We start from the raw sequence: 12,260 nt of genomic DNA on the forward strand, positions 1-12,260 counted from the left end.
ATATCGATTTGTGAATTTTTTATTGTTATAGAAAATTAATATTATTGGAATCAGACTAAGAGAGAGAAAGATTGTTAAAAAAAGTAGTGTTGGTATATTTAATGTATTTTCAATCATTCCCATACAAATCATAATCGTACCTAATAATAAAAATGGAAAAACCAAACCTCTTTGATAGGATTGGAATTTTTCGTCACCTAAAAAAGTCCTTATATCCTCCCCTATGAAATAGTCACTTTTCTTTAGATGACTTATCCCTTGAATTATCATAAAAATCCCCCAAGCTATAATCACCTTGATATTTATGATATAAAAATAAACAACCGAAATGATGGCCATATTTTGATAAAGGACGCGTTAGTTGAAGAACAAATATTTTAGTTGGATAGTTATACATTTGATTTTTGATTATTACTTTTAGATTTTATAAACTTAATAATGAATAGAATTATAACTAAAACCATAAGAAACTGACCTAAAAGGAGCAGCCCTGTTCCTAAGGGATAGTTGATTGCATATTCTTTTTGATATTCCAAAAGTTCTTTATCACTTATAAGATCGATATCTTGTAAAGGGATAAGGATGGTTTGTAATATAAATCCAATTACTATTAAACAAATTGATATAAAGCTTATGCTAAAAAGTGTTATCTTATTGAACATAAATACCATAATATCACCCCATTTTTTTGTTACTTCTTACACAGACGTTTTCACATAATAAAAGTTGTACGATATAACGCAGTCGTGAAAATCCAAGTAGTCAAAAAATTGGTTATTGGTTTTACACTTCCTAGTCTTCATATTATTGGACTCCTTAAATAAAGAATCATTAACAAATAAAATATGGTATTATTTAGGTAAAAAGGAGCTGGTTCAGATAGGAATTATAATTCTTTTAATATTCTTCATTGTCTTGGGTATAACAAACTTGATGGCATTCAAAATTACTGGAAAAAATAAAAGGAAAAGAATCTGGGCTGGAATAATTGTCTTACTTTTAACGCCTTTAGTTTTTTTTGTTACTTATGCAAGTGTGAGTCCCTTTGACCCTGGTGGGTTTGCAACTGGGATGCTTATGGTATTTTTCAGTTTTTTGTTTGCGCTTAATGGTACGATTATCATAGTTATCGGTATATTTACGCAGAGGTCTAGAAACATCTAAGTATGGGCAAAGTACAAGAAGGTGATCAGGTAAGATGCTCTTATTTGCTTGGGTGCAAAAGAGTGATAGTAAAAGTCTTTGTAAAATTTAAAATTTATTTCCTCTATCACTAAACCAATAGAAAGCACCTACGATAAAACAGAAAACAAAGAATAACAAACCAATAAACATTAAAATGGTAAAACCCAAATGTATACCTCTTTTCTCGGCAATCTTTAATAGTATTAGCTATAAATCTTACGAAATTATATCTAACACAGTAGTTAAAAATTACTTTTTCTTACAGTTTATTATAATTTAATCTCTATAAATTAGAAATCTATTATGTTTAAGATGAAATGAATGTTAGAAATAAGCGTATGTCAAAAATATAAAGTGGGGGGAAGCAATATCATGAATATGGAAATGGTAATGCAGGAGCTCGAAGCGTTAGGAAAGGAACGAACTAAAAAAAATTACCTTTCTAACGGTGCCCGGGAACCGCTTTTTGGGGTAGCTACAGGGGCAATGAAGCCAATTGCAAAGAAGATTAAAATTAATCAGCAGTTAGCGGAGGAGCTTTATGCGACAGGCAATTACGATGCGATGTACTTCGCAGGAATTATTGCAGATCCTAAAGCGATGAAGGTGTCTGATTTTGAGCGTTGGATAAAGGGGGCATATTTTTATATGCTGTCTGATTACGTTGTAGCCGTTACATTGTCCGAGTCTGATCTTGCACAAGACGTTGCCGATCAATGGATTGCAAGTGATGAAGAGTTAACAAGCTCAGCTGGTTGGAGCTGTTATTGTTGGCTATTAGGAAATAGAAAAGATGAGGAATTTTCTAAGAGTAAGATATCTAATATGTTGGATATGGTGAGTAAAAGCATACATGATTCGCCCGAGCGAGTTAAATCCTCTATGAATAATTTTATTTACACCGTGGGGGTTTCCTATTTGCCGCTTCATGAAAAGGCTATAGAAACTGCTAAATCAATAGGAACAATAGAAATAAATCAGCATAAGAAAAAAAGTAGCCTTCTGGATGCATATAGCAATATACAAAAAGAAATAGATAGGGATAGACTTGGTTTTAAAAGAAAATATGTAAGATGCTAATTTATAAAAATCCTTCTTGAGTATTCATTAATAAGATGATGACTTCTAAAAAGTATAGAGAGAAGGCGTTCTGTGAAGAAAATTGCATGGATAGCGGTTATTGTCGTAACTATAGGTATAATTCTTATGAGATTTGGAATGGGCAACCAGGAGTACTCTGCGACAGACATATTAGAAAATGCAAACTTTAATGTAGATAACCAATTCTTAAATGTTCATAGTATTGATATAGAAAGAGAAAATATATTTGAAGAAGTTGAAATTCCATTAGAAAGACAGCACGATCTCATAAAGATTTTTAAGAATGCAAAATTTATACCAGCCGAATCAACTGCTGATCATGATTATCGAATTAATATCACACTAAATACAGGCTATGCGATGTTCCTTGATTCAAAGAGGAGTTCCCTTTATGTTATCAGTTCAGAGAAAAACTATGAGATGAAGGGTGGGGAAGAGTTCTTTGCCATTTTAAATAATGCAGAGAAATAAAAACAGAGTGGAGTTAATAACCACCCTGTTTTTTTATGATTAAATTATTAGTCTAGCTTTTTGTATGACTTTTGGCTTCGCAGCTGATACAAAGCTTTATCTAGCATTTGCTTGTTCTTTTCCGTTATCTCTAGCTTTCTAGGTATAGGCTCATATAGTGGATTTGGATCCATCCACGTTGGGATAAAGGGAATAGGTGACTCTGCGCTCCATCTATCGAGCCAGGCCTTTGGAAGATTCCCAGTTGGCGATGGAATGTCATTCATCTCCATCCAAAGTAAAGACCAAGCCCTTGGGACGACTCTCCAAATATCATATCCACCACCACCAACCGCTATCCAACGACCTTCACAATACTTATGTGCTAGCTCGTGGGCAAGTTTAGGTATTTCTCTATAGATATTCATCGTTCCATACAAGTGCGTGAGGGGGTCAAAAAAATGAGCATCGGCACCATTTTGACTTAAAATAACATCAGGCTTAAACCATTCGACAATCTCCGTTAAGCTTGTCCGATAAATATCCAGAAAAGAATCATCCTCTGTAAAGGCATCGATGGGGAAATTAAAAGAAGTTCCATAGCCTTCACCAGTTCCTCTTTCGGTAATATTTCCGGTTCCAGGGAAAAGGTATCTTCCGGTTTCGTGAATAGAAACAGTACAAACATTAGGGTCGTCATAGAAGCTCCATTGCACGCCATCACCGTGATGAGCATCCGTGTCTATGTAAAGTACACGAGCATTATACTTTTCCTGCATATATTTAATCGCCACGGAACTGTCATTATAGACACAAAATCCAGAGGCTCTGCCTTTAAAACCATGATGCAGTCCCCCACCTAAATTTATCGCATGGTTCGATTTTCCCTCCATTACATAATCTACAGCAGTCAGTGTGCCTCCAACTAAGCTGGCACTTGCTTCATGCATTTGGGGGAAAATTGGGGTATCTTCCGTTCCAATCCCATAACTCTCATATTTGGAGGTGCTCTCTGTCTCTTGACTAGCTTTTTTAACAATATCAATGTAACTAGGGTCATGCACTAAACATAGTTCTTCATCCGTTGCTATACGGGGTGCCACAATATCCGAAGGTGATAGTGAATTCATTTCCATTAAAAGGTCAACAGTAAGTGTCAGGCGTTTTTGGTTAAAGGGATGAGTTTCTGAAAATTTATAACCAAGCTGATTTTCTGAGAAGATAAAAACAGCATTCTTTTTCATACATTCAATCCCGGCTGGCTTGGCCATAAAACCTCAAAGCCGGCATCTCTTACTGCTTGAACCAATTTCAGAGGATTCATCGTTTTGACACGTAAAACGAGAATTTTGTATTCACTATCATTTTTATCGGGATATACTAAGACGCTAAGTAAATTCACTTTTTGCTCATAAATTACTTTAGATATTTCAAATAAGACGCCTGGTCGGTTGGGTACACGTATTTCCATCTGAGATCCCGGCTGATGCACACCTGTCAGCTCGATAAATTTATAGAGAAGATCCGATTCTGTAATCATGCCGACTAGCTTTCCTTGACTCACTATAGGTAGGCAACCTATACGATTATCGTAGAAAATACTAGCTGTTTCTTCGACAAAATCAAGCGGGTGCCCAGTAATAGGGTTCTTAGTCATAATTTTTTCTAATGGCAAATCTAAAATTTCCGCATCCTTTCTATCCTGTAGAGAGGAGGGGGTTGCTTCCTTTAAGTCACGGTCTGTTACCACCCCTAAAACTTCACGTTCCTCATTAACAATTGGTATGTGCCTAATACGTTTCTCCTTTAAGACTTTTAAAGCATCATTTATAGTATGTGACGGTGTTAAAGTAGGTACTGATGTATTCATGATTTCTTCTACAAGCATAAAACCAAACCCCTTTGTGAGAAATTTAAAACATCTTCCTTAATACATGAAGCGATTCATAAAACGTAATTGATCAAATTGCTGGATGGATTCATTGTCCACACGACTACCGATTTTGGCCATCAAGCAATTGGCTGGATGAGAGCTAATCTCTGGATCATCTGTTGCAAAATATTCAAGGCCACCAGCCATCATCATTTTTTCCATCATCTTTCGGTACTCCCATACATTTAAACCAGTTCCTTTTAAATCCCAATGCCAGTAGTATTCAGTTGTTATCGTTATATAATCTTCCATCGCATCGTCCATCATAGAGACTCTGAGTAATTCTTTTCCGACTCCAGTTCCACGGTATTTTGGAATAACTTCAATAGCCCCTAATTCTATTAAGTTTTCCATGTTCCCTTGGGACCAACGTTCTAGTGGGTCTGGGTGAAGAAATGTACAGTACCCAACAATCATGTCCTTTTCTCTAACAATGATAATCCGACCCTCTGGTAACTTTGCAATTTCGATAATTGCTTTCTGTTGTTGTTGAGGATTTCGAAATGCTATTAAATCCTCATGGAAAGTCAACTTGGCTAATTCTTCAGATGCTACGGGTCCTTCAATAGTAATTGGACCATGCTTTGTCTCTTTCTCTATCGAATAAAATACTTTTTTATGTTCCACATATTCACCACCTATAATTTAGTTACAGTTGCCACTATTATACATGATTTTTTAAGAAGAAAGCGATTACTTCAGTTATGTAACAAAACATTCAAAAAAGTTAAAACATTAGCATTACTTTGTGAGAGTATTGTAGAATATAAGAGAGTATATTTAGAAAGGGTGAATTGGGATGAAAATCGAAGCGTTACCAGTAGTACAAGAGGAGTATCAATTAAAGGACTATGAGAAAACTGCTCAGGATTTTCAATGGGAGGAAGCTGAAAAGTCTTTTTCCTGGTATGAGACAGGCAAGGTGAATATGGCATACGAAGCGATTGACCGTCATGCAGCATCAGATATTAAGGACAAGGTAGCCTTATATTATCAAGATGTTGATCGCAAGGAGTCATATACATTTGCTAACATGAAAACCTGGACAGACAAAGCTGCAAACGTTTACAAAGAGCACTCTAATTTAGCAAAAGGGGACCGCCTATTTATTTTTATGCCAAGATCTCCGGAATTATATTTTGCTTTGCTAGGGGCAGTAAAAATGGGCGCAATTGTTGGTCCATTGTTTGAAGCCTTTATGGAAGGGGCAGTATATGATCGTTTACTAGATAGCGAAGCGAAGGCAATTGTCACTACACCTGAATTGCTAGGAAGAATACCTTTAGATCGTCTACCAGATTTGGAAACTGTTTTTCTAGTGGGAGACAATATTCAAGAGGATGATAAATTTGTAGATTTTAATAAGGCGTTAAACAATGCCTCTGATGAATTTGAAATAGAATGGGTAGATAAAGAAGATGGACTTATACTGCATTATACTTCTGGCTCTACTGGTAAGCCTAAAGGAATATTACATGTTCATTATGCGATGGTTCAACACTATCAGTCCATGAAATGGGTTATGGATATAAGAGAAGATGATATCTATTGGTGTACGGCAGACCCAGGTTGGGTTACTGGAACTTCCTATGGAATATTTGGACCTTGGCTTGCTGGAACAACTTCCTTAATCTTAGGTGGACGTTTCTCACCAGATGCTTGGTATAAAGCAATAGAAGAATATAAGGTTACGGTTTGGTACAGTGCTCCAACTGCTTTTCGTATGCTAATGGGAGCCGGGGATGGCATCGTGAAGAAATATGATCTAACCTCCCTGCGTCATGTATTATCAGTTGGTGAGCCACTTAACCCTGAGGTTATTAAGTGGGGAATGCAGGTATTCAATAAACGAATTCATGATACTTGGTGGATGACTGAAACAGGCGCTCAAATGATTTGTAACTATGGCTGCCTACCTATTAAGCCAGGCTCCATGGGGAAACCATTGCCAGGCGTTAAGGCTGCAATTATTGATAACAATGGAGTAGAGGTCCCACCATTCACAATGGGTAACCTTGCCATTAAAAAAGGATGGCCATCTATGATGCGTCAGGTTTGGAAAAACCAAGAAAAGTTTGAATCCTATTTTATTAATGATGAATGGTACTTCTCAGGAGATTCCGCATATATGGATGATGATGGTTATTTCTGGTTTCAAGGAAGAGTAGACGACGTAATTATGACCTCAGGTGAGCGTGTAGGTCCATTCGAAGTGGAAAGTAAATTGTTAGAGCATCCTGCAATTCTTGAGGCAGGAGTAATAGGGAAGCCAGATCCAGTCCGTGGAGAGATTATTAAAGCATTTGTTGCTTTAAATGAAGGGTATGAGCCTTCTGATGAGCTCATTGCAGATATTCAGCAATTTGTGAAGAAGGGTCTTGCCGCTCATGCTGCTCCTAGAGAAATTGAGTTTAAGGATAAGCTACCTAAAACCAGAAGCGGTAAGATTATGCGCCGAGTATTAAAGGCATGGGAATTACAGCTTCCAACTGGTGATTTATCTACGATGGAAGACTAGTTTTTTCACAAAAGCACATTGGAATATTGTTAGGAAATTTTAATTGTTATTCAAATTAGGGGCACTAATTCGCATATGAATTAGTGCTCCTTTTTTATTTAGTTTTATTGGTGGTCACGCAAAAAATATATTGGAAGGGGAAAAATGGAAATCACACTATTTTTATTCTGCATGTATTATTTTTTTCAATTACTAGTTGTGGTGTCTGAAGTTCTTTTTTATCGAAACAAAAAAGCGATGACTATTAGTCACCGCTTTTTCTCTTTATTTAGGAAATTATAAAATTCTGAACCTGTGGATAAATTAATGTCTAGCTCCAGCGCCTTGCCCCTCGGGTCAAATGGATAAAAGCTCCGGTGGCTGAGGAACTGCCTCCTCGCTTTTCTCCATTTGCCTGTCGGGGCAGAGACAGGCGCCTGCGCTTTTCTTGTTATGGTGTAGATTCTTCTTCCGGTGGTGGGGTAGGCTCGACTGGAGGTGTAATGATTACCTCACCGCCACCGCCATTACCATCACCTGGGACAGGCTGTTCAGGCACTTCTTCTACTGGTTCCTCCGGGGGAAGAACTGGTATCACAGGCTCTGGAGCATTAATAGTAGCTATGTTAGATGCACCAGATTGTAATCCGGTAATATCAACTGTTACTACTACATATTGACCTGGAGAGGTGATTTGATAGCTATAATTTTCTGCCTCTTTCTTAGTTGCCATTAGAACTCTGTTACCATTAACGACTTGGTATACACGATATCCGACTACATCACTAGAAGCCGATTTCGTCCATGTCATTGTATTACCTGTCAGAGAGGTAGTTACTGGAGCAGGGGGAGTTCCGTCTGCCTCAAATACCTTTTCTGAAACTACATTGCTAGCAAATGATGAATCATTCGGGAATAGCTTACTAGCGTCTCCACCAAATCGACCTAGCATTCGTTTTATAAAGTCCTCACTTACTCCGTGACCACCTGCAGTAACAAATTCGCTTGGAGTAGAATCCAATGATCGGTATTTACTACCGTCGATGACTACATAAGATGAGGATACTAGACTATCGTCTGCCTGCGTAGGAAGCATAACCTTCGCATTAAATAAATCCGATTTTACAAGACCTGCCTGCTCACAAGCAGTAGAAGGTGCTAGACCGGAAATACCACAGAAAGATCTGGAAACGACTCCTTCAGGTGCTTGGAAAGCATTTGGTGCATCCATTAGCTCGGGATTGATGTCATACATCGCATTCATCATGTTCGACCAAAGTGTATTGATACGAACACTTGGGTGCCCATAACGATTGTTCATATGGAATAATGTAAGCTTTTGCTCGTCATAACCAAGCCAAACACCCAATGAAACATTTGGATTGTACCCTACTAACCATGAATCACTATGACCTTGTGTTGTACCAGTTTTCGCACCAAAGTCAGATTGGAATTTTAAACGAGAGCTTGCCAGCTTAGCAGTACCTTGTGTCATAACATCTCTTAAAATATCAGTCATAATATATGCTGTTTGAGGACTAAAAACATCGACAGGCTCTACTTTATGCTGGTAAACAACATTGCCTTCCACGTCTACAATTTTCTCAATCATATATGCATCAACAAATTGACCATTATTCGCAAAAGTTCCGTATGCATTTGTATTTTCTTCTAAAGAAGCACCTTTTCTCATGCCTCCAATAGAAAGGGCAAGATTAGCATATTCATCTTCTTCAATGCTTTCAAAGCCCATTTTCATCATGAAATCAGTTGGCTTTTTATCTTTTATTTGATCATAAAGTCTAATGGTAGATAAGTTTTGGGAAGTTGTTACTGCTTGTCGAGCGGAAATAATTCCAAGCTCTTGTTCCGTTGTATAGTTAGAAGGCGACCACTTATTTCCATTGTCATTTATATTAAATTTAACGTCTGCAAGAGGACTTCCTGCTCCAATTACACCGTATTCAATAGCTGGTGCATAAACTACCAATGGCTTAATCGTAGAACCCATGGAGCGTACTGCCTGAGTAGCATGATTATATTGCTCTACATTATAATCTCGACCACCTAAGAACGAGAGAATACGGCCAGTTCCATTTTCTATTAGCATACTTCCAACTTGTACAGGGAAATCCTTTGTGACTGTTTCTCCAGTAATAGGATCCTTAACACTAATATTCGTATACGTATGTCCATAAGACTCAAACGCATCTCTTACCTGCAGCATTTTTTCATACATGTCCTTGTTAATAGTAGTATGGATACGATACCCACCCGTACTAGCAGCACGCTGTGCCATAATATTATACTTTTCAATTAGAGGATCATCTTTTTCTAGAGCTTCTAAATCCACTCCGTCTTTTTCAGCTAGCTGAACACTTAAAATATCTCTAACTCTCTTTTCAATTTCAAAGGTAAGCCATGGATACTTTTCCTCTGGCAACGTTTCCTTTTGTCTAAAGTCTTTTGTAATATCATAGTTAACTGCTGCTTGGTATTCCGCTTCTGTTATATATCCGGTTTCTTTCATCCGATATAGTACGACTTTCATGCGATCTATACCATGCTTTAACGATTCGCCTTCCTTTAATACTCCACCATTACTAAAAGGGGTGTATTTAAAAGGGGCTTGTGGAATACCTGCAATGTAAGCAGCCTGTGGGAGAGTCAGGTCTTTAGCCTTCACATTAAAAATTCCTTGTGCTGCAGTTTCGATTCCAGCGATATTACGACCGTTTGCATTTCTACCATACGGTATAATATTAAGATAAGCCTCTAATATTTCGTCCTTGCTCATAAACTCTTCTAGTCGCATTGCTAAAAGAATTTCCTTAGCTTTTCGTTCATAAGAAACTTCATTTGTAAGGATTTGATTTTTAATCAGCTGTTGGGTTAATGTAGAACCGCCCGTTTGAGTATCTGAGTTCGTCATATCCTGTAATAGACCTCTGAAGATGGCTTTAGGAACAATCCCGTTATGGACTTTAAAGTATTCGTCCTCCGTAGCTAACACTGCATCAATGACATAAGGGGAGACATTTGCAAGATCTGTTTCAGTTCTTTCCAAATCTGTTCTTAGCTTCCCAAGGTAGACATCCCCTGCAAAGTAAATTTCAGAAGTCTCTTCATAATTAAACACGGCTGCTCGCATTTCTTCTTTCTTTCTTAAAGGTTCATCCTTTATTAAAGAAGTGAAATAGCCTGCTCCCACAGCTGTAGCAAATGCTCCAAGTATGAGGCCGACTACTAAAAATATTAAGCATAAATTCCATACGACACTTGAAGATATACGTAACCTTCTTGCCCACTTGGTTGATTGCCAGGCATCTACTTTCTCTTTATATAAGTGGAATTTCTCCATCCATTTATTCATTTATTTCTCGACCTCCAAATCATGAATATTATATCATAGTCCAATATGTTAGACGATACTTATTGACATCCGAAACAAATTAGGTAAAATAGGTATATCATTTAACGAAGAAAAGTCCGAAGTAGTGATTATACATACTGTTTAGAGAGCTAACGGTCGGTGAAAGTTAGTCAGTGTATAAAAGCGAATTACAGGCTTGGAGTTATACGTTTTCACAACGTTACATGTGAAAAAGCGGAAGGATTGATCCTTCAAGCTGGGTGGTACCGCGCTAATGACTAAGCGTCCCTGCATGATTTTTATCATGTAGGGACTTTTTTGTTTATAGGCAATTTGTTTGGTATTGCTCAATCCAATAAAAGGAGGAAACAAAATGACAAACTCATTAATTGAAGACCTACAATGGAGAGGCCTTTTGTATCAACAAACGGATGCAGAAGGAATGGAAAAACTACTATCTACTGAAAAAATCTCTCTATATTGTGGAGTTGACCCAACCGCAGACAGTATGCACATTGGGCACATCGTTCCACTCCTAACACTTCGTAGATTTCAAATGCACGGACATCGTCCTATTCTTTTAGTAGGAGGAGCTACCGGAATGATTGGAGATCCTTCAGGTCGTTCGGAGGAAAGACAACTGCAAACTACTGATCAAATTGATTTAAATGTCCAAGGGATTAAAAAGCAGATGGAACGAATCTTTGATTTTCAATCTGAAAATGGAGCACAGATGGTAAACAATCGAGACTGGATTGGACCAATGTCGGTTATTGAATTTTTAAGAGACTACGGAAAACTTATTAATATCAATTACATGCTTGGGAAGGATTCTATTGCATCACGTTTAGATTCAGGACTGTCATTCACAGAGTTTACGTACACATTAATCCAAGGTATCGACTTCAACCACTTATTCAATCATTATGGCTGCCGTGTTCAAGTAGGTGGATCCGATCAATGGGGGAATATTACGACTGGTTTAGAAATGATTCGCAAAACACATGAAGAGGAAACTAAGGCATATGGTATTACAATTCCATTAGTGACGAAAGCGGATGGTACGAAGTTCGGTAAATCTGCCTCTGGTGCTGTGTGGTTAGATGCTCAAAAAACTTCACCGTATGAGTTTTACCAATTCTGGATTAATACAGCTGATGCAGATGTGATTAAATACTTGAAGATTTTCACTTTCCTAGAGAGAGCTGAAATTGAAGCATTAGAAGTAACCGTGCAAAATGAGCCGCACTTACGTAAAGCCCAAATAACACTTGCAGAAGAAATGACTCGCCTAGTACATGGTCAAGAATCATTAGACCAAGCAGTGAGAATCTCTCAGGCGCTATTTAGTGGAAACTTAAAAGCACTTACAGCAAGTGAAATGAAAGATGCTTTTAAGGATGTTCCAACCGTGGAAATGGAAAAAGAGGATAAAAACATAGTTGACTTTATAGTGGAAGCCACAGTGTCTCCATCTAAAAGACAGGCTCGTGAAGATGTAACAAATGGGGCTATCTCGATCAATGGAGAGCGAATTACAGAAATTGGTTATGTTGTAGGGCAAGAGGATAGACTAGAAGATGAATTTATGATTATTAGAAGAGGAAAGAAAAATTATAAAATGATTAAATTCGTATAATTTTTAAGTTACTTCTCATACTATTGAGAAGTAACTTTTTTTGTCAAAAAACGTCTAATTTATAATGTCTTAGTCAACTTTT

Annotated in this window: 8 protein-coding genes and 1 other annotated feature; of the genes, 4 read left to right on the forward strand and 4 right to left on the reverse strand. The window is 37.4% G+C overall.

The features are described from left to right. Positions 1–1,557: 1,557 nt before the first annotated feature. Both MKY09_RS06415 and MKY09_RS06420 read left to right on the forward strand, forming a co-directional pair. A complete protein-coding gene (locus tag MKY09_RS06415) occupies positions 1,558–2,265 on the forward strand; it encodes a DNA alkylation repair protein (RefSeq protein WP_342567892.1) in 708 nt (235 codons plus the stop codon). 72 nt (positions 2,266–2,337) lie between these two features. After that, entirely contained in the window at positions 2,338–2,757 is a 420-nt protein-coding gene (locus MKY09_RS06420; protein ID WP_251556309.1) for a hypothetical protein, read from the forward strand. A gap of 47 nt (positions 2,758–2,804) precedes the next feature. Here MKY09_RS06420 and MKY09_RS06425 read toward each other — a convergent pair whose 3' ends face one another. From MKY09_RS06425 to MKY09_RS06435, 3 genes are read right to left on the reverse strand one after another with little or no spacing between them, the layout of a single operon-like run. Continuing rightward, positions 2,805–4,007 carry an acetoin utilization protein AcuC gene (locus MKY09_RS06425; RefSeq protein WP_342567893.1) on the reverse strand — a complete coding sequence of 401 codons (1,203 nt, stop codon included), beginning with the start codon at positions 4,005–4,007 and terminating at the stop codon, positions 2,805–2,807. Continuing rightward, positions 3,977–4,624, reverse strand: coding sequence for an acetoin utilization AcuB family protein (locus MKY09_RS06430; protein WP_342567894.1), 648 nt, complete (start codon positions 4,622–4,624; stop codon positions 3,977–3,979). Before MKY09_RS06430 ends, MKY09_RS06425 begins: the two co-directional genes overlap by 31 nt. Positions 4,625–4,663: 39 nt before the next feature. After that, the gene (locus MKY09_RS06435; protein ID WP_342567895.1) at positions 4,664–5,296 is read right to left on the reverse strand and encodes a GNAT family N-acetyltransferase; all 633 of its coding nucleotides are present in this window, start codon (positions 5,294–5,296) and stop codon (positions 4,664–4,666) included. A gap of 172 nt (positions 5,297–5,468) precedes the next feature. Here MKY09_RS06435 and acsA point away from each other — a divergent pair, with 172 nt between their 5' ends. After that, positions 5,469–7,187 carry an acetate--CoA ligase gene (gene acsA / locus MKY09_RS06440; protein ID WP_342567896.1) on the forward strand — a complete coding sequence of 573 codons (1,719 nt, stop codon included), beginning with the start codon at positions 5,469–5,471 and terminating at the stop codon, positions 7,185–7,187. A 430-nt stretch (positions 7,188–7,617) separates the two neighbouring features. On the opposite strand, the gene MKY09_RS06445 is transcribed toward acsA, so the two are convergent. Next, entirely contained in the window at positions 7,618–10,539 is a 2,922-nt protein-coding gene (locus MKY09_RS06445; RefSeq protein ID WP_342567897.1) for a transglycosylase domain-containing protein, read from the reverse strand. 98 nt (positions 10,540–10,637) lie between these two features. Next, positions 10,638–10,832, forward strand: a binding site (T-box leader). Between the two features lie 80 nt (positions 10,833–10,912). On the opposite strand from MKY09_RS06445, the gene tyrS reads away from it, so the two are divergent. Then, a complete protein-coding gene (tyrS, locus tag MKY09_RS06450) occupies positions 10,913–12,178 on the forward strand; it encodes a tyrosine--tRNA ligase (protein ID WP_342567898.1) in 1,266 nt (421 codons plus the stop codon). Positions 12,179–12,260 lie beyond the last annotated feature (82 nt).

This window comes from Psychrobacillus sp. FSL K6-4046 (assembly GCF_038624605.1).
Taxonomy (GTDB): domain Bacteria; phylum Bacillota; class Bacilli; order Bacillales_A; family Planococcaceae; genus Psychrobacillus.